The sequence below is a fragment of the Nocardia sp. NPDC050713 genome (assembly GCF_040654315.1).
In the GTDB taxonomy this organism is placed as follows: Bacteria; Actinomycetota; Actinomycetes; order Mycobacteriales; family Mycobacteriaceae; genus Nocardia.
In genome coordinates this window covers 49783-71607 of record NZ_JBFAHS010000016.1, presented here as the reverse complement: position 1 = coordinate 71607, position 21825 = coordinate 49783, and the positions used below count along the sequence as shown (strand labels likewise).

Below are 21825 nucleotides of genomic sequence, written 5' to 3'. Positions count from 1 at the left end.
AACCGGCTCGTGTCTCGCCGAGCGCGAAGCGAAGTAGAAGGTGAGCACGAACTCGGCTTACCGTGCAGTGGCGGCTCTTCTACGACAGGGAGGTCACCAGTGACAAGCGAAACAATCGGCCGCCCCGAAGTGGTTTCCGGTGAGCGGCCTTCGCCGAACGAGGTGGCCAGGATGGCCCGAGACCTCATCGCCTACCTGCTGGACTCGGTCATGCCGTGCAAGACGTCGGGCGCGACGGCAGGCAGCGAGCTCACTTTCGTGGTGCGCACCTGCATGGAGTGGGTGATCGACCGGCTGAACGGACACCCTTCGCCCGAAGGCGTCGAGCGTATCCGGGTGGCCGCGGCGGGGTGGGCCCACGAGGGAATCCCGATCGACACCGTCTTGCACATCGTCCACGAGGGCTTCAAAGCCGGTATCGAAATGCTGCTTTCGAGGTCGCTCCCGCGGACGAACAGTGACGCCGTCGCGGCAGCCTTCACCGCTTTGGAGTTGTTGCGGTCGGTGACGGCCACCATCGGCAAAGCCTATGTGCGCGAATGCAAATCCGTCGCGGCACAACACCACAGTGCGATCCACACCCTGACCTCGGCGCTTCTGGGCGGTCACGCCACCTCCGCGATGGCGCGCGAATGCGGGATACGGATCGCGGAGGAGTACTTCGTGCTCGCGGTGTCGGTGCCCGCCCATCCCGATGAGAGCCGGCCTGCCGTCGACGGGCGGGTCGTCGCGCGACGCAAACTCCGTCGGCTGCAGGCAGCCCTCGCGCACCTGTTCGGTGACCAGGCACTGGCGCTGCTGTCGGTGGATGGCGGCACCGTTCTCGTCGCCACCACGCTGTGCCGCGACGACGAGCTCCTCGGCGTCGTGGAAACCTTGTCCGAAGCCGCGCGGGTACCGATCACCGCGGCCGTTGTCGTCGCCGGGCCCGACGAGGTGTCCGCGGCGGCCGATCGAGCACACGAATTGCTCGACACCGCAGCACATCTCGGCCTCGAACCCGGGCTCTATCGGTTCACCGACCTCGCTCTGCAACACCAGCTGAATCGCCCCGGCCTCGGCCGCGATGTCCTCGCCGACAAGCTCGCCGTCTTGGACGAACACCCGGATCTGCTGGAGACCTTGGAAATCTTCATCGCCAACGATCTCAGCCGCCAGAAGGCGGCTCGACGACTGCGAGTGCATGCCAACACCGTCGACTATCGGCTACGGCGTATCGGGCAGCTCACCGGATTCGATCCCGGCGATGCCCGCGGGTTGTGGCAATTGCGCTCGGCGTTGGTCGCCCGCGCCGACGGGGTTCGGCCGCCGCGCACGGCGGCTTCGGTCGGCATTCGCACACCGGCCTGATTTCAATTCCGCTGGCGCGTCCTGTTTCGCCACCGCGCCGTCTCCCGGCCGATGTCCGTGCTCGCTGGTTCGTCGTAGAGCCATTCCCGTGCGATCCGATGCCAATTGTTGGTCGCGTCGAGCTGGCCGATGGCGGCGAAGGTGAACAGGTCCGCACGCCGCGAGAAAACGTGCTCCGGCGGCAGGGATTGGCGTCGCATACCCCGAAACTCGGCGGCGCGGGGATCCATGGCGAGTACCACTGCTCCGGTCGCGAGCTCGGGGGTGATCGTGAGCTCCTCGTCGACCAAGTGCCAGCCCGCGGCTGCCCAGACGTAGTCGAGGCATTCCCGCGCGGTGACGCCCGCGTCCGGGTCGATGATGCCGCGACCTACCCACGCCTGGTAGAGGTCGTCGGCTCGGTGCTCGCCCGCGGCGCGGAGGCAGTCGCGCTCGAAGGCGACATGCGCCGGGTCCATGGTGTGGTACAGGCCGAAATCGACGAACGCGACGCGGCCGTCGGTGGTGAGCAGGATGTTGCCGGGGTGCGGATCGCCGCAGAATTCGTGATCGGAGAACAGGGAATTGATGTAGAAGCGGTAGACGAGTTCGCCGATCCGATCGCGCTCGCTGTCCGGCAGCGTTCGCAATCGCCGAAACGCCAGCCCGTCGACGAACTCCGTCACCAGCACGTGGTGTCCACAGTATTCGGCGATGCTGTCGGGGACCGCGATGAAGGGATGGTCGCGGAAGCGCAGGGCGACTCGGTGCTGGGTTCGCGCTTCCCGCAGGTAGTCGAGCTCACCGGCGATATTGCGCGCGATCTCGTCGAGCACCGCCTCGTCGGCGGCGCTGGGCAGCATCGATTTCCACAGCCTGCTCAGCATCGCGAGATTACGCATATCGGATTCGACGGCGTCGTCCACGCCGGGGTACTTCACTTTGACCGCGACCGCACGCCCATCGTGTAGCCGCGCGCGATACACCTGGCCGATCGACGCGGCGGCAACCGGAGTCTCGTCGAAATCGCCGAAGATCCGCGCCAACGGTCCCAGGTCGTTCTCGATCACCTTCCGCATGTCGGAGAATTCGACCGCGGGCGCCTTGTCGCGCAATTCGGCAAGCTTGACTCGGAACATTTCCCGATGCGGTTCGGGAACGAGATCCACGTCGAGGACGGACAACATCTGCCCGAGTTTCATCGCCGCGCCCTTCATACCGCCCAGCACCGTGACGATCTGCTGCGCGGTTTGCAGCGTGGACCGTTCGGCCAGAATTCGCCGGGCTTCCTCGGTCCTGCCCACCATCGACAGCCGGGTTCCCACTCCACGCACGGCTTGCTCGGCCGCCAACCGGCCCAGCCGGCTCCCTCGCGCGAAGCGACCCTGCGGTACCCGACCGGCCACCATGTACCTCCCTCGGCACGTCACAGCGAGTGCCGCAGGCCACATTACCGTCGCGATCGCCTCGGCAGTCGGCTCCGCGGTGCCGCACTGCAGGTTTCGCGCCGACGCCGAAGGGCTACAACAGTTCCGCGTACATACCCCCGTCCAAGACGCCGAATTCGATCTGGCGCGGGAACATTGGCGTCTCCCCGGCGGAGAGGCAGGCGTGGTGCTGGGCGATCACGTCGATCGCCCAGTCGTGCAATGCCGTCGGGAGCAGGAAGACGCGCGCGTCGGTGCACTGTATATAGGGGCGTATGGGTTCCTCGCCGATTGCCAGCGGGTTGACCAGTCCGACGGCAGCTACGTCGAGAACGAGTCCGGTTCGATTCGGTGCAGCCACAACCGGCGGATCCAGCTCCACGTTGTCCATGCCTGGGTACGGTAGCTCGGAATGTGCCGTGGCGTGACCGAGATCGCGAACTCCGCTCGAAGATCGCTGACAGCGGTCAGCTCGTGGCCGCGGTGGTGGCCGATGCGCGGGGCCGCACCGTCGATCCGGACATGACGTCGGCCCACCAGGAGCTGAGGGGGCTGGGGTCGGGCCAGACGACCGGATCGAAGTCCTGGTCGTCGCCGCTTCGCACAGTGGGATTGTCCATCACGATGTCGTTCCTCCGCGATACAACGGCCATGCGAAGGGGCGCTCGCGGCGTGTGCTTATCGCCGAACATGCGTGTGCCCCTTCGCGGTTGGTCTCAGGTCCGACCGCGCTGTCGGTCCGATACGCCGGGCGGGTACCACCGCGCGGGCGAATCAAACGCGGTGGCGGAAGCACTGATCGGGCTCCCGCCGAGCAGCGGCCCGCCGCCTATGACGGCGTGCGCACCATGACCGCGGTGAGCCTGCGGACCAGCGGGAGCATCAGCAGGAGGGTGGGGAAGGCGATCGGCCAGGACACCGCCCACGCGCGCAGCCATTGGCCGACCGCGAGGCCGTCGCTGATCACTGTGCTGATGAGCGAGACCACGCAGGTCATCAGAATCGACAGCAGCATGGGCAGCAGCACCGCGGCGTAGCGTGCGGGGAGCTTGCGGACTGGGCGAGGGGCGGTTGTCGTCTCGGACATGGGACGCTCCGTAAGGTCGTCAAGGGCAACGATCCACCGGTCGGCGAGATCGGTGCGTTGATTGACGTGAACGCTTACGGCGACGAGTCGCGGCGTCGAGCATAGAGACGACGGTATCCGCGGCGCAAGCCCGGCCATCCAACTCGGCCGCGCTCGAAGAGGTCGGACGAGTCAGGCCCGACGATAGCGCCGGGCCTGACTCTCGATACGAAAGTCTGCCCATTCCGGTGCGGAGCTTCCGATCGAATTGCTTTGTCGTGCCGGGAAATTACTTCGCGGGAGCGGCCTGGTTCGGCATCGGGGAGTTGATGGTGCTGAAGTACTGGACGGCGGCCAGGATGGCGACCGGCGCGGTGATGAAGATCTGGCCAGCCAGGGTGCCGAGGAAGCCGACGGCGGCGGCGCCCGCGATGCAGCCCGCGATCGGGCCCGCGCCGAAGAGCGTCAGCAGCGCACCGGTCAGTGCGGCGCCGGCGACGGCGCCCGCGGCGCAGCCGAGCGCCGCGCCACCGATGCCGCCCGCCAGGGTGGCGATGGAGGCGCCGAGGGAGATGGTGCTGGTCATGCGGCTCCAGGCCGCGACCTCACGGTCGTACTCGGACTTCCACGGCGCCTTGTCCTCGTACGGCAGGCCGACCGGCTTGTAGGTGGCGTGCGCGATGTCGAACAGCGGGGTCAGGACGGCCTTGCGGTCGGAGATCTCCGCGGCGATCGGGAACTCGAATTCGTCTACGCGGAACTTCAATTCGGCGCCCGCGACGGTGGCGCCGTTGTCGGCCTTGATCTTGAAGACGCCGTCCTCGACAACCATGGCGCCCGCGTCGGTCTCGATGGCCAGGTTCTTGTCGGTGCGGTCGGCGGTGTAGTTGATCGCGGCCGGTTCGGCTTGCGGTTCGGCATGACTCGCGCCCGCGGTGACGCCCAGTGCGGTGCTGAGTCCGGCGGCCAACAGAGCGACCTTGGTGAGTTTCACGGGTGGTGACCTTTCTCTGTTCCCTCATACGGCATGCGCCGTCCACCCCGCCACGTCGCTGATGAATAGCTGTGCGGGGCAACTGGATACGGCTCTCGTCCGGGTGGCATCCAAGGGATGCCGATGTCCTCGCCGCAGCTGAGTGCTAGCTGAGAAACCGGACAGCACGACACGCTAGGCTAGGCAAACCTAAGTTTCAAGACCTACGCATAGCTAAGCTTCTCGGACCCCGGCGAGCGTGCCCGTCGGACGAGCCGAAACGGCGCGAGACACCGTGGAGGAAACGAATCTGATGGATAGCAAGCCCAAGCGGCTAAAACCCTGGTCGGGGTGGTTATCGATAGTGGTACTGCTGGCCGTGGCCGGCCTGCTCAGCCTGATTGTCGGCACCAAATCGATTCCGGTCGCCGAGGTCTGGTCCGCGTTGTGGAACAGTGACGGTTCGCCCGACGATATGGTCGTCACCGAGTACCGGGTGCCTCGAACTTTGCTGGGCCTGCTCGCGGGTATCGCGCTCGGCGTGGCGGGTTGCCTCATGCAGGGACTCACCCGCAACCCGCTGGCAGATCCCGGCCTGCTCGGAATCAACGCCGGAGCGGCCTTCGCCATCACCTTGGCGGTCGCCTTCCTCGGTGCGACCGAGATCACTTCGTATGTGTGGTTCGGCTTCGCGGGCGCAGCCGTGGTCTCCCTCGTGGTCTATCGACTGGGTACCGCGGGCAGGCAAGGCGCCGACCCGATTCGGCTGACCTTGGCCGGTGTCGCGGTGACCGCCGTGCTGACCGGCGCCACCAAAGGCCTGATCCTGTTGCACGCCAGCGCCTTCGACGCCATGCGCCAGTGGGACTCGGGTTCGCTGACCGGTCGCGGCTACGACATAATCGGCGGGGCAGCGCCTTTCATCGCCGTGGGGCTGGTCGCCGCCGTGATCGCCGCGCGCTCGTTGAACGCCGTCGCACTCGGCGACGACATGGCGCATGCGCTCGGGGTGAATGTCGGCCGCACCCGGCTGCTCACCGCGGGGGCGCTCACCTTGCTGTGCGGCACCGCGACCGCGGCGGTCGGCCCGATCACTTTCGTCGGCCTCGCGGTGCCGCATATCGCCAAATGGATCGTCGGCCCGGACCAGCGCTGGATCGTCGCCTATTCGATGGTGCTCGCGCCCGCTCTAGTGCTGAGCTCGGATGTGCTCGGCCGCGTGATACTGCCCGGCGACGAGGTTCCGGCCGGTCTGGTGACCGCCTTCCTCGGCGCGCCGGTGCTGATCTGGCTGGCCCGCCGCGCGAAGGCGAGTGCCGCGTGACCGCCGGGATCGACTTCGGCCGCCGCACGCTGGTCGTGCGCCATCGCGTTCTCACCGCGCGGATCGGCCTCCGCGCGGCCGTGGTGTGCGCGGTGCTGCTGACGCTGGCCCTCGCGGTGGCCGTCTTGGCGCTCGGCACCGGCGATTACGCGATTCCGCCGGATCGGGTGGTGCGTGCGCTGTTCGTCGGCGATCAGCGATTCGACCGACTCGTGGTGTGGGAGTGGCGTTTCCCGCGCGTGGTGCTGGCACTGGCACTCGGCGCGGCGCTCGGGGTGAGCGGCGCGATCTTGCAGTCGGTGACGCGAAACCCGCTGGGCAGTCCGGATATCGTCGGCTTCAACACCGGCGCCTACACTGGCGCGCTGATCGTCATCCTGACCCTCGGCGGCGGTGGCCACTTCCCGACCGCGGCGGGCGCGCTGGTCGGCGGTCTCGCCACGGCGCTGGCCATCCAGCTGCTGGCGTTCCGTCACCAGGTCAGCGGATACCGGCTGATCATCGTCGGTATCGGCGTGAGCGCGATGCTGGCCTCGGTCAACACCTGGCTGGTCCTGCGTGCCGATCTGCACGCGGCCATGTCGGCCGCCGCGTGGGGCGCGGGTTCGCTCAACGGTCTGTCCTGGCCGCAGGTCGCACCCGCGCTCGTCGTGCTGGCGATCCTGGGCATCCTGGTGATCCCGTTCGCGCTCGAGCTGCACATCCTGGAACTGGGCGACGATCTGGCGCACGCCTTCGGCCTTCGCGTCGGCCGCAGCCGGACGGTGCTCATCGTGCTGAGCGTGGCCCTCACGGCGGCGGCCACCGCGGTCGCCGGACCGATCGCCTTCATCGCGCTCGCCGCACCACAATTGGGCCGTCGACTGGCTCGCAGCCCGTCCATCGCCCTGGTGCCCGCCGCGGCCATGGGCGCGCTACTGCTGGTGTCCTGCGACTGGATCGCCCAGCGCGCATTCGCCCCGACCACCCTCCCGGTCGGCGTGGTCACCGTTTCGATCGGCGGGCTGTACCTGGCCTATCTGCTGGTCGTCGAGGCCCGAAGGAGCTAGAGGAAGCGATGAACGACAACGACGCGCCCGTCCCGGTGACGGCGAAAAGCGCACGGCTGCGCGCGGATTCGGTACGCCTCGGCTACCGCGGCCGAACCATCAGTGAACAGCTGTCGGTGGATGTGCCCGACGGGGCCTTCACGGTGATCATCGGCCCGAACGCCTGCGGCAAATCCACCCTGCTGCGCGCGCTGGCCCGCCTGCTGACCCCCGAGTCCGGTGCGGTGCTGCTGGACGGCAAGGCGATCGGCTCGTATCCGGCCAAGGAGGCGGCACGCCGAATCGGGTTGCTGCCACAGACTTCCACCGCCCCGGACGGTATCCGGGTCGCGGATCTGGTGGCACGCGGCCGTTTTCCGCACCAGTCGCTGCTGCGGCAGTGGTCGCGGGCCGACGCCGACGCGGTGGCTGCCGCCATGGCCGCCACCGGCGTCGCGGAACTGTCGGCCCGCTTGGTGGACGAGCTCTCTGGCGGCCAGCGCCAGCGAGTGTGGATCGCCATGGTGCTCGCCCAGGACACCCCGGTGATTCTGCTCGATGAGCCGACCACCTATCTCGATATCGCCCACCAGATCCAGTTGCTGGATCTCTGCCGATCCTTGCAGCGAGACTCGGGCCGCACCGTGGTCGCGGTACTGCACGACCTGAATCACGCGTTCCGCTACGCCGATCACCTCATCGCCATGCGGGACGGCCGGGTGGTAGCGGCGGGTTCGCCGAAGGCGATCGTCACCGCCGAACTCGTGCGCGAGGTCTTCTCGCTCGGCGCGCGGATCATCGACGACCCGGAAACCGGGGCGCCGATGGTCGTTCCGCTGGCCGAACAGACCGTGCCGGCGCACTGAAAGCGCAGGTAGCGGCGGGTGGCGAAGGTAGCTCCCCACAAATCAGCGCGCTTAGGCTAGCCTACCCTTGCTGCTCTTTCGCGGGAGTCTCGCGGAGTCCTCAGGGGCGGAAGAGGGGCCGAATGTCGTTGCGGTGAGAGGAGTTGCGGTGGTTTCGGTGGAGCGGGACAAGCCTAGGACCGACAATTCCGAGCTACCTCTCACCGGAGCGCAACTCGGTATCTGGAACGCCCAGCGGCTCGATCCCGAATCGCTGAGCTACCTGGTCGGCGAGGTGCTGGAGATCTCGGGGCCGGAGCCCATCGATGTGGCGCTGCTGGACAACGCGATTCGGCGCACCATCGCCGAAACCGACACCATGCGACTGCGTTTCATCGAAACGCCGGACGGCCCGCGCCAGCGGATGACCGACGCAGCCCCGGAAGTGCGCCCGCTGGTCGACCTGCGGAACGAAGCCGACCCGGTCGCCGCCGCGCATCGGCTGGTCACCGCGGAACGCGAACGGGCGGCGCGCTTTTGCCGGGGCATGGTGGACCGGCAGCTGTTCACCTACACGCTGCTGCGACTATCCGATCGCGATGTGTGGTGCGTCCAGCTCTACCACCACCTGATCATCGACGGCTACAGCGCCGCGTTGGTGTCGCGCCGGGTCGCCGCGCACTACACAGCACTGCGCACCGGCGGCGCGGTTCCTCCGCTGCGGTGGGGGTCGGTGGCGACGCTGGTCACCGAGGACATCGAGTACCGCGCGAGCGAGGCGTACACCCGCGACCGGGACTACTGGCGCGACCTGCTCACACCGCTGCCGCCGCTGGACGGGCGCGGTCGCGCGCACGAGGGACCGGCGGCGCACACCCATGAAGCGCGCGCTGTCCTCGACGCCGACCTGGTGGTGCGGATCAAAGCGGCGGCGGAAGCGGCGGGCACCACCTGGGCGGACGTAATCGTCGGCTGCTACGCGGGATTCGTGCACCGGCTGCTCGGTGAGACCGATGTGGTCATCGCGTTGCCGGTGATGGCGCGCGTCGGCAAGACCGCCCTCACCACGCCCTCCATGGCGGTCAACGTGCTGCCGCTGCGGATCTCGGTGTGCAGTCACGACCGGCTCGGTGAGCTGAGCAAGCGGGTCGCCGACGCGCTGCGGGATGTCCGCGCCCACCAGCGCTTTCGCGGTGAGGAGCTGGCGCGCGCCTTCGGTGGCGCGCAGACCGGAGCGCTGCTGCACGGTATCGGCATCAACCTCAAGGCATTCGACTTCGCACTCGATTTCGCCGGTGCGACAGGGACTTTGCGCAATGTCGCCGGTGGACCACCGGAAGACCTCGGCCTGACCGTCACTCCGCTGGCGCAGGACCGGATCCAGCTCGGTTTCGAGGTCGATACGCGTTCGCTCGACGCCGAGACGGTGCGGCGGCGGCTGGACGCACTGGTCCGGATGATCACCGAACTGGTCGACGGAGAGGACCGGTCTATCGGCCGAGTCGCGCCTTATCCGCCGGAAATCGGTGCGCGTATCACCGCGGAGCGGGCGAGCGCGGCCCTTCCTGGTCATCCCGAGGACCCGACGGCGGTATTCGACCGTCTCGTCGCGACACAGCCGGACGCCGTGCTGCTCGTCAGCGGCGCGGACCGCCTCACCGCTGCCGAGCTGGGGGCGCGGGTCCACCGCTTGGCCAGGTATCTGCGCGGCAAGGGCGTCGGACCCGAAGACATCGTCGGCATCGCGCTGCCGCGCACCGCGGACATCGTGATCGCGATCCTCGCCGTCCAGCACGCGGGCGCGGCCTACCTGGTGCTCGATACCGAGCACCCCGCACAGCGACTGAACGACATCGTCGACGACGCGGCGCCGGTGGCGATCCTGACATCCGGCGTGGCGGGGGACGAGCTCTTCGCCGACCGCACGGACAAGCTGATCCGATTGTCCTCCAGAGCTATTCGTGAGGCGATCGACGGGCTCGCGAGCGGACCGTTGGACGCGACCGAACTCGCCGCGCCGCGTTCGCCCGGCCAGCTCGCCTATGTGGTGTACACCTCGGGCTCCACCGGACGGCCGAAGGGCGTGCAGGTGTCCTGCGGTGCGGCGGCGCAACTGCTGCACCACCACCGGTCGACCATCTACGCCGAGGCCGCCGAGCGCGCGGGCCACCGGCAACTGCACACCGCGCACACCGCGTCGTTCGCCTTCGACGCCGCGCTGGACCAGCTGCTGTGGCTGCTGTGCGGCCACCGGGTGCACCTCTACGACACCGACGTGCAGAAGGACGCCGCGGCACAGGTCGCCGCGTTCGTTGCCGACGGCATCGACGTCGTCGACACCACCCCGTCGATGGCCGCGGCGCTGATCGACAACGGCCTGCTCGGCGCGCGGCACCGGCCCGAACTGCTGCTCATCGGCGGCGAGGCCACCCCGCCCGCGCTGTGGTCGGCGATCGTCGGCTCCGGTGTGCCCGCCCGGAACATGTACGGCCCGACCGAAGCGACCGTCGACGCGCTGAGCGCGCCGGTGACGGGCGCGGTCCCGCACGTGGGCGGTCCGCTGGCCGGTACCCGCGCCTATCTGCTCGACAGCGCGCTGCAACCGGTCCCCGACGGCGAGATCGGGGAGTTGTATTTGGCCGGACCGCAATTGGCGCGCGGCTACCTGGGCCGCGTGGCGGTGACGGCCGAGCGATTCGTCGCCGATCCGTTCGGCGCGGGGGAGCGGATGTACCGCACCGGCGACCGCGCCCGCTGGCTGCCCGGTCACGGCTACGAATTCCTCGGTCGCGGCGACCAGCAGATCAAGGTGCGTGGTTACCGCGTGGAACTCGGCGAGGTCGAGGCCGTGCTCGGCGCCCTGCCCGGTGTCGCCGCGGCGGCCGCGGTGATCAGGAAGGTCGCCGACAGCACCCAGTTGGTGGGCTATCTGGTGCCCGCGGCGGGCGTCGCGCTCGCCTCCGCCGACGAGCTGCGGCACCGGCTCGCGAAAACCGTTCCGGACCACCTGGTTCCGTCGGCGATCGTGGTGCTGGACGCGTTGCCCACCACGGTGAACGGCAAACTCGATCGCGCGGCACTGCCCGCGCCCCAGCTCGTTTCGACCGGACGACCGCCGCGCACCGAGCCGGAGCGGGCGCTGTGCGCCGTGGTCGCCGAGGTGCTCGGCGTGTCGCGAGTGAGCGCGACGGACGACTTCTTCGGACTCGGCGGCGACAGCATCACCGCGATCAGCGTCACCAGCAGGCTGCGCGCACACGGTCTGCTCGTCCAGCCGAAAGCGCTACTGGGACAGCGCGATCTGGCCACCATCGCGGCTGCTGCCGAGCGGGTGGACGACGCGGCGGGCAGCGTGGCGCCGGACGAGGCGACCGGTGTCGTTCCCATCCCGCCGCTCGTCGCCGCGCTGCTCGAAGCGAATCCGAGCCCGACGGCGATCGCCGGGTACGCCCAGTGGACCGCGCTCGAACTGCACGAGGATCTCGCCCTCGACCACCTGGTCGCGGGCATGCAGACGCTGCTCGACCGACACGACGCACTGCGGCTGGTACTCGACGGTGCGGACGCCGAGCCCCGGCTCGTGGTGGCCGAAGCGGGCGCGGTGCGCGCGGGCGAGTTGGTCGTCGAGACGGTACTGCCGACAGCGAACAATAGTGATCAGCAAGCGGATTCCGTGGTGGCGTCGGTTCCGATCGGGTTGGAGGTCGAACGGACAGCGGCCGCGCTGGCTGCCGAGTTGGACCCCGCCCGAGGCGTCGAGATCCGCGGCGCGCTGGTCCGTACCGCGCCGGGTACGGCCGATCGTTTGGTCCTGGTCGCCAACCACCTTGTCGTGGACGGTGTTTCGTGGCGCATCCTGGTTCCCGAGCTCTACGAGGCGTGTGCGGCGGCGCGCGACGAACGCCCGGCTCGGTTGCCCGCGAAGGGCAGCTCGTGGCGTCGGTACGCCACCATGCTCGCCGATGCCGGCGCAGCGGGCGGCTATCGATCGGAACTGGAGTCCTGGCAGCGCGCACTCGGCGACGGCACCGTGGCTCCGGTGGGGGAGCGGCCGCTCGACCGTGCTCGTGATGTCGTCGAAACCGGCTCCCGCAGTCGGACTCTCGCTGGCCCCGAGGTTTCCGAGGCGGTTCTGTCCACCCTGCCCGCCGCCTACCGCGCGCGCACCGACGAGGTGTTGCTCGCGGCCCTGATGCTCGCGGTCAACGGGTGGCGGCACGACCGCGGCGAGGCGCTGGAGTCGGGACGTCCGGTGACTGTCGAGGGACACGGGCGCGACCCGCTGTCGCCGGATACCGACTTCGCGGGCACCATCGGCTGGTTCACCAGCGAGTACCCGGTCTGGACGCCCGCGACAGGTATCGACCACATCGATGGTCTGGCCGATGCGCTGGCGGGCGGAGCCGCCGCCGGACGGCTGCTGCGCGCGGTCAAGGAGGCCAAGCGCGCGGTCCCCGGCAACGGCGTCGGATACGGCGTGCTCCGCAGGCTCGATCCCGACATCGCACCGGTGCTCGCGGCACAGCGTTCGCCGGAGTTGCTGATCAACTACCTCGGCCGCTTCAACGGTGGGACCGATATCGGCTGGCGGTTGCCGGAACAGGACGCGTTCTCGGTGTTGGAGCCGCCGGAAAAGGCGCTGACGGAGGTACTTTCGCTCAACGTCTTCGTCCACGAAGCCAGCCCCGCGGCTGGTCCGCGTATCGCGGTGGAGTGGACGGCGGCGAGCCGGATCCTCGGCGCGGCCACCGTCGCGCAACTACAGCGGCACTGGGAACTCGCGCTGGAGGCTTTCGCGGCGCACGGGGTGCTGTTCCCCGGCGGCCTCACCCCGTCGGACTGCCAGGGCGTGTCCGTACCCCAGGATGCGATCGACGCGCTCGAGGCCGCGCACGGTCCGCTCGCCGAACTGCTGCCGCTCTCGCCATTGCAGGAGGGGTTGCTGTTCCACGCGATTCGCGACGGCGCCGCGGACGTGTACACCTTGACCGCCCGTGTCGATCTGACCGGACCGCTCGACGAGCGGCGGTTGTCGGCGGCCTTCGACACGGTGGTCGCCCGGCATCCCAATATGTGTGCCGCCTTCCACTACGAGGGGCTGGATCAGCCACTGCAAGCGGTGCCGCGCTCGGTCCGGATGCCGTGGCGACAGGTCGACCTCTCCGGCTTGCCTGTGCGCGCCGCGGTCACCGCCGCCGACCGGCTGGAAGCCGAAGCGGCCGAGCACCGCTTCTCGGTGGATGAGTCGCCGATGTTGCGCGCCACGCTGATTCGAATGCCGGGCCAGCAGTACCGGCTCGTGCTCAACGCACACCATCTGATCATCGACGGCTGGTCGACGCCGATCGTCCTGCGGGAACTCCTCGTGACCTATCACGGCGACGAACTGCCGACACCCGCCCGGTACAGCGACTACCTGACCTGGATCGCGGCTCGCGATCACGACACCGTCCGCGCGGCGTGGGCGCGGCGGTTGGCGGGGGTCACCGCGCCGACACTGCTCCGTGCGGATACCGGGCGCGAACGCGAGTTCCTGCGGCGGCAGGTGCCGCTGACCGATTCGCTCGCAGCGGCGCTCACCGAACTCGGCCGCCGCCGCGGCCTGACGATGAACACCCTGGTACAGGGCGCGTGGGCGACGGTGCTCGCCGCACTCACCGGACGCCGGGATGTGGTGTTCGGCGCGACCGTCTCCGGCAGGCCTGCCGAACTGCCCGGCGTCGAGGGGATGGTCGGCCTGTTCACCAATACCGTTCCGGTGCGCTGCCTCCTCGACCCCGACCGCGCACTGCTCGATCAGCTGGCCGAACTGCAAGAGGACCAGTTCGCCATGCAGGAATTCGACCACGCCGGGCTGGCCGAGATCGAGCGGATCGCCGGTATCGGGCAGCTGTTCGACACCCTGGTCGTCTTCGAGAACTTCCCGAATTCCGCTGCTCGGCAACCGGACTCGCACGAACTCCGCGTCGGCGCCTTCCACAATCACGGAGCGACGCACTATCCGCTGACTCTGGTCGCGCCGCCGGGCGACCGGCTGGAACTGCTGATCGGCTACGACCGCAGCGCCGTCGCCGACACCACACTCGACTGGATCGCCGACCGGCTCCGCGCCATCCTGTCCGCGGTCACCGGCACCGAGGATGTGCACGCCGCCGCGCTGCTGAATCCTCCCGGACCGCTGACGGAGCCGGTAACGAGCACACGCTCCATCGAACGCACCGCGAACAGCGCACAGCCGATCGACGTGCCGGACCTGTACGGTGAAACTCTCGCCGACTGGGGAACAACGGTCGACCCCGACTCACCCGCCATCACGGCCGACGGGCTGACGATTACCTACCGAGAGTTCGATGCGCGCGCGAACAGACTTGCCCGCTGGTTGATTACGCAGGGCATCGGTCCCGAGACGGTGGTGGCGGTCGGCATGCCCCGCACCATCGACTCGGTGATCACCGCGCACGCGATCAGCCGCAGCGGCGGTGTCTACCTGCCGGTGGATCTCGACCAGCCCGCCCAGCGGATCGAGCGCATCTTCGAAATAGCCGCTCCGGCACTGGTTCTGCGCACCCTCGACGACGTGGATACCGGCGGCTTCGCCGACACCGAGATCACCGACGCCGAACGGCTAGCGCCGCTGCGGCCAGGCAATTCCGCCTATCTGCTGTTCACCTCCGGCTCCACCGGTGTGCCGAAGGGCGTGACGGTCTCGCACGCGGCGATCGTGAACACCTTCGAAACCCTCTGGCGGATGCAGCGATTCGGCCCGGACGACACGGTGCTGTACCGCACGCCACCCGTCTTCGACGCCTCGTTGCTCGAGCTCTACCTGCCGCTGCATGTCGGCGCGCGCATCGTGCTGACCAGGGCGAACGGGCATCGCGACCCCTACTACCAGGCTCAGCTCATGCGCGAGGAGCGGGTGACCACCATCCAGATGACGACCTCCATGCTCACCGTGCTCGCCGAGGAGGCCGATCTGTCCGGGTGCACGAATCTGCGTTGCGTCATCACCGGCGGTGAAGCGCTGCCACCGGCGACCGCGCATCGGGTGCGCGCACTCACCGGAGCGAAGGTGAACAACCTGTACGGCCCCACCGAGGCCGCGGTGTCGATCACCTACCACGAGACCGTCGATGCCGACGTCGTGATCGTTCCGATCGGCAGACCCGCCGACGGTTCCGGTGTGCGCGTCCTCGACGACAGCCTGCGGCCGGTCGCCGCCGGGGTCATCGGTGATCTGTACTTGACCGGGACGCAGCTGGCCCGCGGCTATCTGGCCCGTCCCGATCTGACCGCCGCCGCCTTCGTGGCCGATCCGCACGGGCACGGCGAACGGATGTATCGGACCGGCGATCTGGTGAAGTGGAATCCGGACGGCGAACTCGAATACGTCGGCCGCGGTGACAGCCAGGTGAAGTTGCGCGGACAGCGCATCGAACTCGGTGACATCGAATCCGCGCTGCTCACCTGCGCGGGTGTCGCCCAAGCGGTCGTCCTGCTGCGCGAGGACGAGCCGGGCGACCAGCGTCTGGCCGCCTACCTGATCGCACGGTCGGGCACCGAGCTGGACACCGCCGTGGTGCGCGCGCACCTGCGAAAGGCGCTGCCCGCGCACATGATTCCCGCGGCCTTCGTGGTGCTGGACCGAATTCCACGAACGGCCAGCGAGAAGATCGACCGCCGAGCGCTGCCGGTGCCGGAGTACGAGTCGGGACCGGCCGCGCCCCAGCGGACATCGACCGAGAGCCGCGGCAACGGACCGGTCGACACCATTCGGGAAGCCATGGCGGCGGTGCTCTCGGCACCCGAAATCGGTTCGGACGACGACTTCTTCGCGGCGGGCGGCCATTCGCTCACCGCGGTCCGGCTGATCGGCCGACTCGGGCGCGCGGGCATCATGGCCGTCCTCGACGACGTGTTCGCGGCCCCCACACCGCTGGGGCTCGCGGCGCGCCTCGGTACGGCGGAAGCGGCGCCGATCGCCGTCGACGGTCTCGCCCTGCTGGGTCGACGCCTCGATCACGTCTTGGAGCTGCGCACCGGCGGGTCCGCCGCGCCGCTGTTCTGCGTCCACCCGGTGGGCGGCACGGCATGGCAGTTCGGGCCACTGGCCCGCCTGCTGCGCGCGGACCGGCCGATCATCGGCTTGCAGCTGCCCGCGTTGAGCGACAACGCTTTCCACGCGCGAACCCTCGACGACTTGGCGCGCCACTACTTGGCCACCATCCGCCGCATCCAGCCGCAGGGTCCGTACCACCTACTCGGCTATTCGCTGGGCGGCAATATCGTGCACGCCGTGGCGGCCGCGTTGGAAGCGGCCGGGGAGCCGGTCGCCTACGTGGGTCTCGTCGATTCCCACCCCCTGGTGAATCTCACCGAACGGGCCGCTCGGAGTCTCGCGGAGCCCGCCGAACTCGACCGGCTGCTGCCCGAAATCCCCGAGGACGCACCGGAACTCGCGGCGGCCATCCGCGACGCCGCGACCGCGCTGCTGCGCATGGTCACCGACTCCGACTCACCGCGCTACCACGGCGTCATGTCCCTGTTCGCCGGTGACACCGGAACCGAACCCGAACGCGCCGAGGCCCAGCTGACCGGCTGGCGGTCCGTGGGCGCGCGGCTGGTGGTCCGCCGACTTCCCTACTCGCACTTCGACATCGTGTCCCCGAGGGGCTGGACCGAGGTCGCGGCGCTGCTCGACGCGGATCCCGTCATCCGCGCGTGAATCTTTGCCCAACAAGAAGAAAGAACGCCTGTCCATGTCGCTGTACCGAATGCCGGCGCGCCTGCGCGCCGCCGTCGCCCTACTGATCCTCGCGCTGGTCGCGGTGGTGGCCGGTTGTAGTAGCTCGTCCTCGGACGAGACGAGCAAGTCCGGCACCCGCGAGGTGCAGACCGCCCGCGGCGCCGTCACCGTGCCCGCCGATCCGCAGCGCATCGTGGTCGTGAACGGCTCGCTCGCCGGGTACCTCTACGACCTCGGCGCGAAAGTCGAGGCGGCCGATCCGCGGGTGCTCGGCGTCGCGCTGAAGCCCGGTGAGTTCCCCGCCGCCTGGGCCGAGGACGCCAAGAAACAGGGCACCGAGGTGCTGCCCTCCGGCGACAACATCAATTTCGAGTTCATCGCCGCCCAGCAGCCGGATCTGATCATCGGCGGCGGACAGGGCTTCCCCGGCCAGCAGTCCCTCGACAACTACGACAAGCTCGCCGCCATCGCCCCCACCGCCCTGGTGCCCTCCAACAGCCCGAACTGGCAGGACCAGCTGAAGGCGGTGGCGGAGTTCGTGAACCAGTCCGCGAAGGTGGACGGCCTGATCGCCGCGTACGACCAGAAGGTCGCGAAGGTCCGGAGCGGCATCGAGCTGCCGCAGGGCGCTGTGTCGGTCTTCCAGTCGCGCAAGGATCTGAAGCCCTCGGTGATCGCGCCGGGCACCCCGCTGGCCACGCTGCTTACCGCGGTCGGGTTCACCATCGACGACAAGGTCGAGGCCAAGGCGGGTAACCCGACGCGCGCGGCGGCCGCCGACTGGGTCGCCTTCAGTCCCGAACTGCTGAACACCGTCGTCGACGCCCCGGCGCTGTTCGTCGTGCAGCTCGAGGGTGGGCGCACCATCGCGCAGCTGAAGGACGATCCGGTGATCGGTCAGCTCCCGGCCTTCAGGGCGGGCCAGGTCTACGAGCTGCCCGCCACCAGCCAGCGGCCTGACTACCGCAATGTCATGGCCACCCTCGACCTGCTGGGGGAGCGCTTCAAGTGACAGCCGTCGGCGGCCTGCTCATCGATACCTCGCCGCTGCGCGCCAGCCGGGAGTTCCGCAATGCCTTCGCGGCCCGGCTGGTATCGGTGCTGGGGATCGGCCTGCTCATGGTGGCCCTGCCCGTGCAGGTCTACCAGCTCACCGGATCCTCGCTGCATGTCGCCGGCGTGACCACCGTCACCGCGGTCGCCCTGTTCGTCGGAAGCCTGGCGGGCGGGGTGATCGCGGACCGGTACGACCGGCGCGATGTCATCCAATGGTCGCGTAGCGCGGCGGGTTTCGGCTTCCTCGTGCTTGGATTGAACGCGCTGCTGTCCGACCCCTTCCTGGCGGTGATCTACGCCGCGGGTGTGCTGGACGGCCTGGCCGGAGGCGTCAGCAGTTCGGCGCTCATGGCGCTGATCCCCATGCTCGTCGGACGGGACAAGGTGGCGGCGGCCGGTGCGCTGACCTCGCTCACCACCGATCTGGGCACCATGATCACACCGGCGCTGGCCGGTCTGCTCATCGCCGAAACCGGTGTGGAGCTGGCCTTTTTCCTTTCGGCGGGCGCCACCGCGGCCACCGTGGGGCTGATCCGGTCGATCGGACCGCAGCCGCCGCCGAAACGCGATGTCGGGCATCCACTGCGTGAACTGGCGATCGGGATCGAGTTCGCCGCGCGGCACAGGATCATTCGCGCCGCACTGGTGACCGGCCTGATCGCCATGCTGGTCAGCGGGCCGCTGGTGCTGTTGCCCGCCCTCGCCGAACACGAACTCCGCGCCGGGGCAACGACTCTCGGCGTGCTCTACGCGGCTCCCGGCGCCGGTGCGGTGCTCGGGTCGCTGACCAGCGGCTGGATCGGCCGCAGCCGCCGCAACGGCCGCGCGTTGCTGATCTCGCTGGCCGCCATGCCGCTCGGTGTGATCGTGGCGGGACTCTTCCCGCACACCGCTCCGGTGTTCCTCGGCTTGGCCGGATTCGGCCTGGCTCGCGCGGTGAACATGGTGCTGCGCTACACGATTCTGCAACAGCAGGCCCCCGAGGAGCTGCGCGGCCGGATCTCCGGCCTGCTCATGGTGCAGTCCGTCACGGGGACGGCGGTCGGTTCCATGGTGGCCGGTGTGGTCGGTCAATTCTTCGCGCCCGGAAACGCTCTCGTGGTTTACGGGCTGTCCGTACTGGTACTCGGCGCGCTGACGGCACTGGCCGCCGCGCCGCTCTTGGGAAAGGAGAAGCTCTGATGGATCGTGCCGCCTACGCCGAACGCATCGTCGAGGTGCTGTCGGGTGAGCACGGAGCCAAGGTCGGCTATCCGATCGGACTGTGCGAGGTGGAGGTGATCCGCACCGAGCAGGTGGGCTCCGGGCTGCTGCGCATCACCTTCGGCGGAGCGGATCTCGCCGGATTCCACAGCTACGTGCCGGACGAGCATGTGCGCCTGATCTTTCCGGACGAGGAAGGGGTGCTGCGGCTGCCGGAGAAGGACGGACTGTCCCTGTCGTGGGGCAAGCCGCGACCGGTCTCGCGGGAGTACACGGTGCGCCACTTCAGCGCCGAGGACCGCGAACTGAGCATCGACTTCGCCATCCACCCCGGCGGCCTGGCCTCGGAGTGGGCACTGAAGGTGGTGCCGGGCACCAAGATTCACATCGCGGGCCCGCCCGGCGGTGTCGTGGTGCCCAAGACCTACGACAAGTACCTGCTCGCCGGTGACATCACCGCCCTGCCCGCCATCGCCCGCTGGCTGGAATGGCTGCCGCGCGAGGCATCCGGTTGGGCGTTCATCGAGGTGAGCGGACCCGACGAGGAGATTCCGCTCGATCCGCCCGCCGGTGTCGAGGTGCGCTGGGTGCATCGCGGTGCGGCCGAACCCGGGACGAGCGACCGCTTCGAAAAGGCGGTGCGCACCGTCGAAGTGTCCGCCGGAGAGCGCGTGTACGTCTGGCTGGCCGGTGAGGCGGGCGTGCTGAAGCCGCTGCGCCGCTGGGTGCGCACGGACCTCGGGGTGGAACCGAAGGACTACCTGATCGCCGGGTACTGGAAGCGCGGCGTCGCCGACTACGACCGAGACGAGTGAGGAACCATGACCAACGAGAACACCGCGGTGGCCGACCGCGAGCGCGTAATCGGCGACGTGGCAGCGGCTCTGGGCGTGCGCCCGGACGAGCTGACCCACGAGACCAACCTCCTCGACGCCGGACTGGATTCGGTGCGCATCATGTCGCTGGTGGAGAAGTGGCGAGCGGCTGGGCATGCGCACATCGACTTTCCCACTCTCGCAGCGGATCCCGTGCTCGGGTCCTGGCTCGAAGCCCTGTCGTGAGGACCGGTGGCGCGGCTCGCACCGCGCCACCGTCGGCGTCACTTCGCGTGCGTGCCCTCGGCGAGCAACTGTCGCAGCTCCTTGCGGCTGGTCTTACCCACCCCCGTCTCCGGGAACCGGTCGACCACCACCACGGAGTCCGGCATCTTCCACGCCGCCACCCCGCGCTCGCGCACGAAGGCGCGGACGGTGGCGAGGGTCGGCTGGTGCGCCGGATCGGCGGCCCGCACGAACGCGGAAATGCGCTGTCCGAGTACGCGGTCCGGGGTGCCGACCACGACGGCGTCACGGATGCCGGGATGGGCGAGCAGATGCTCCTCCAACTCCTCGGCCGACACCTTCTCGCCGCCGCGGTTGACCCAGTCACCGGCGCGGCCGAGCACCACCAGGTTGCCGTCGGGTCGCACCCGCACCATGTCGCCGGTGCGATACCAGCCCTCGGCGGTGAAGCTGCGGGCGTTGGCCTCGGGATTGTCGTAGTAGCCGCGAATCGTGTACGGCCCCTGCGTGATCAGGTTGCCGTCACCGCCCGGCGGCACCTCGGCGCCGTCGTCGTCCACGACCTCGAGTCGGTCGTGCTCCGACATCGGCCGACCCTGGGTGGCGATCACCGCGTCGATCGGATCGTCGAGGCGGGTGTAGCAGACCAACCCCTCGGCCATGCCGAACACCTGTTGCAGGGTGACCCCCAGCGCCGGTCCGATGCGCCGCGCCAATTCCTCCTGACAGCGCGCGCCACCCACCTGCACCACCCGGAGAGTGGACAGGTCCGGCGTCGAACCGGCCTCGGCTCGCTCCGCCCAGAGCCGGGCCAGCGGCGGCACCAGACCGGTGATGGTCACACCGAACTTCTCGATCGCCGAAAACGCCGTCGCCGGAGTGGGATCCGGAGTCATGGCCACAGTGCCGCCCGCCCACAGCGCGCCGAGGATGCCCGGCGAACTCATCGGGAAGTTGTGCGCGATGGGCAGCGTCGCCAGGTACACGGTGTCGCTGTCGAGTTCGCAGATCTCCGCGCTGCGCCGCACGCTGTACAGGTAGTCGTCGTGGGTGCGTGGGATGAGTTTCGGGATGCCCGTACTGCCGCCGGAGAGTTGCAGGAAGGCAACGTCACTCGCGTCCACGGGCGGCAGTTCGCGCGGCTCGTCGCGGAATTCGTCGATACGGCGCGCACCCTGGGGCAGCCGCTGTTCCGGATCGTCGGCCACGACGAGGACGTGCCGCAGCGTCGGCGACTGTGCACGAATCGAATCGGCGAGCGCCGCATAGTCGAAACGCTGATGTACACCGGTGGTGATCATGGCCGTCGCGGCGCTCGCCGTGGCGATCGGGACGAGTTCCGCCTGCCGGTGGGCGGGCAGACAGAAGACCGGCAGCGCGCCGAGGCGGACCAGGGCGAAGATCACTTCGACGAATTCCGCGCGATTGGGCAGTTGCACCAGCACGCGGTCGTGGCGGCCGATACCCAGTCGCGCCAGGCCGGTCGCCAGCGACCGGGAGCGATGGTCGAGTTCGGCGTAGGTCCAGCGGTGCGCGTCGTCCACGACGGCGACCGCCTCCGGGGTGGCCGCGGCGCGCGCGTCCAGCAGGTCGCCGAACGTTTCTCCGGTCCAGCAACCGAGCTCGCGATACCGTCTCGCCTCCTCCGACGGCCACGGCGTGAAGCTCGGTGGAACGGTCAATGCCATTGTGGGACTCCTCATTTCGCAGGACATTCGGGTCGCTCCGCGATCGTGTGGAAAGCGGAGCCACCACATTCTTATCAGG

15 protein-coding genes are annotated in these 21825 nt (G+C 69.0%); 9 read left to right on the top strand and 6 right to left on the bottom strand.

Going from position 1 to position 21825, the window contains the following annotated elements; translation table 11 throughout:
- Positions 1-99: 99 nt before the first annotated feature.
- Complete coding sequence (locus AB0H49_RS26580) at positions 100-1350, top strand: helix-turn-helix domain-containing protein (RefSeq protein WP_357255264.1); 1251 nt, start codon at positions 100-102, stop codon at positions 1348-1350.
- 2 nt (positions 1351-1352) lie between these two features.
- Here the strand turns inward: AB0H49_RS26580 and AB0H49_RS26575 are convergent, their stop codons facing one another.
- The 5 genes from AB0H49_RS26575 to AB0H49_RS26555 all read right to left on the bottom strand — a co-directional run bounded on the left by AB0H49_RS26575 (position 1353) and on the right by AB0H49_RS26555 (position 4816).
- Positions 1353-2738, bottom strand: a complete 1386-nt coding sequence (locus AB0H49_RS26575) for an AarF/ABC1/UbiB kinase family protein (protein ID WP_357255262.1) — start codon at positions 2736-2738, stop codon at positions 1353-1355.
- A 112-nt stretch (positions 2739-2850) separates the two neighbouring features.
- Positions 2851-3147, bottom strand: coding sequence for a hypothetical protein (locus tag AB0H49_RS26570; protein WP_357255260.1), 297 nt, complete (start codon positions 3145-3147; stop codon positions 2851-2853).
- A gap of 76 nt (positions 3148-3223) precedes the next feature.
- Positions 3224-3376: a hypothetical protein gene (locus AB0H49_RS26565; protein ID WP_355003222.1), complete on the bottom strand. Its 153-nt coding sequence runs from the start codon at positions 3374-3376 to the stop codon at positions 3224-3226.
- A 209-nt stretch (positions 3377-3585) separates the two neighbouring features.
- Positions 3586-3843, bottom strand: a complete 258-nt coding sequence (locus tag AB0H49_RS26560; RefSeq protein WP_357255257.1) for a DUF2798 domain-containing protein — start codon at positions 3841-3843, stop codon at positions 3586-3588.
- Positions 3844-4111: 268 nt separating this feature from the next.
- Positions 4112-4816 (bottom strand): hypothetical protein, encoded by a 705-nt coding sequence (locus AB0H49_RS26555; protein WP_357255255.1) that lies wholly within the window; start codon positions 4814-4816, stop codon positions 4112-4114.
- A 343-nt stretch (positions 4817-5159) separates the two neighbouring features.
- Between AB0H49_RS26555 and AB0H49_RS26550 the strand changes: the two genes are divergently transcribed.
- The 8 genes from AB0H49_RS26550 to AB0H49_RS26515 all read left to right on the top strand — a co-directional run bounded on the left by AB0H49_RS26550 (position 5160) and on the right by AB0H49_RS26515 (position 20058).
- On the top strand, positions 5160-6119 hold the full coding sequence (locus AB0H49_RS26550) for an iron chelate uptake ABC transporter family permease subunit (protein WP_357255252.1): 960 nt from the start codon (positions 5160-5162) through the stop codon (positions 6117-6119).
- Positions 6116-7168, top strand: coding sequence for an iron chelate uptake ABC transporter family permease subunit (locus tag AB0H49_RS26545; RefSeq protein WP_357255250.1), 1053 nt, complete (start codon positions 6116-6118; stop codon positions 7166-7168). The genes AB0H49_RS26550 and AB0H49_RS26545 overlap by 4 nt, the downstream gene beginning before the upstream one ends.
- Before the next feature lie 8 nt (positions 7169-7176).
- Positions 7177-8013 (top strand): ABC transporter ATP-binding protein, encoded by an 837-nt coding sequence (locus AB0H49_RS26540; protein WP_355003227.1) that lies wholly within the window; start codon positions 7177-7179, stop codon positions 8011-8013.
- A 148-nt stretch (positions 8014-8161) separates the two neighbouring features.
- Positions 8162-16717 (top strand): amino acid adenylation domain-containing protein, encoded by an 8556-nt coding sequence (locus AB0H49_RS26535; protein ID WP_357255247.1) that lies wholly within the window; start codon positions 8162-8164, stop codon positions 16715-16717.
- A gap of 34 nt (positions 16718-16751) precedes the next feature.
- A complete protein-coding gene (locus AB0H49_RS26530) occupies positions 16752-17750 on the top strand; it encodes an ABC transporter substrate-binding protein (RefSeq protein ID WP_357255244.1) in 999 nt (332 codons plus the stop codon).
- Positions 17747-18976, top strand: coding sequence for an enterobactin transporter EntS (entS, locus tag AB0H49_RS26525; RefSeq protein WP_357255241.1), 1230 nt, complete (start codon positions 17747-17749; stop codon positions 18974-18976). The genes AB0H49_RS26530 and entS overlap by 4 nt, the downstream gene beginning before the upstream one ends.
- Positions 18976-19812 (top strand): siderophore-interacting protein, encoded by an 837-nt coding sequence (locus tag AB0H49_RS26520; RefSeq protein ID WP_357255238.1) that lies wholly within the window; start codon positions 18976-18978, stop codon positions 19810-19812. The genes entS and AB0H49_RS26520 overlap by 1 nt, the downstream gene beginning before the upstream one ends.
- A gap of 6 nt (positions 19813-19818) precedes the next feature.
- Complete coding sequence (locus tag AB0H49_RS26515; RefSeq protein WP_355003232.1) at positions 19819-20058, top strand: phosphopantetheine-binding protein; 240 nt, start codon at positions 19819-19821, stop codon at positions 20056-20058.
- 38 nt (positions 20059-20096) lie between these two features.
- Here AB0H49_RS26515 and AB0H49_RS26510 read toward each other — a convergent pair whose 3' ends face one another.
- Complete coding sequence (locus tag AB0H49_RS26510; protein WP_357255235.1) at positions 20097-21746, bottom strand: AMP-binding protein; 1650 nt, start codon at positions 21744-21746, stop codon at positions 20097-20099.
- Positions 21747-21825 lie beyond the last annotated feature (79 nt).

Bases quoted from the DNA above. Each gene is read 5' to 3' on its own strand.
- AB0H49_RS26575 (WP_357255262.1), bottom strand. From the start codon at position 2,738: ATGGTGGCCGGTCGGGTACCGCAGGGTCGCTTCGCGCGAGGGAGCCGG.
- AB0H49_RS26570 (WP_357255260.1), bottom strand. From the start codon at position 3,147: ATGGACAACGTGGAGCTGGATCCGCCGGTTGTGGCTGCACCGAATCGA.
- AB0H49_RS26565 (WP_355003222.1), bottom strand. From the start codon at position 3,376: ATGGACAATCCCACTGTGCGAAGCGGCGACGACCAGGACTTCGATCCG.
- AB0H49_RS26560 (WP_357255257.1), bottom strand. From the start codon at position 3,843: ATGTCCGAGACGACAACCGCCCCTCGCCCAGTCCGCAAGCTCCCCGCA.
- AB0H49_RS26540 (WP_355003227.1), top strand. From the start codon at position 7,177: ATGAACGACAACGACGCGCCCGTCCCGGTGACGGCGAAAAGCGCACGG.
- AB0H49_RS26530 (WP_357255244.1), top strand. From the start codon at position 16,752: ATGTCGCTGTACCGAATGCCGGCGCGCCTGCGCGCCGCCGTCGCCCTA.
- AB0H49_RS26520 (WP_357255238.1), top strand. From the start codon at position 18,976: ATGGATCGTGCCGCCTACGCCGAACGCATCGTCGAGGTGCTGTCGGGT.
- AB0H49_RS26515 (WP_355003232.1), top strand. From the start codon at position 19,819: ATGACCAACGAGAACACCGCGGTGGCCGACCGCGAGCGCGTAATCGGC.
- AB0H49_RS26510 (WP_357255235.1), bottom strand. From the start codon at position 21,746: ATGGCATTGACCGTTCCACCGAGCTTCACGCCGTGGCCGTCGGAGGAG.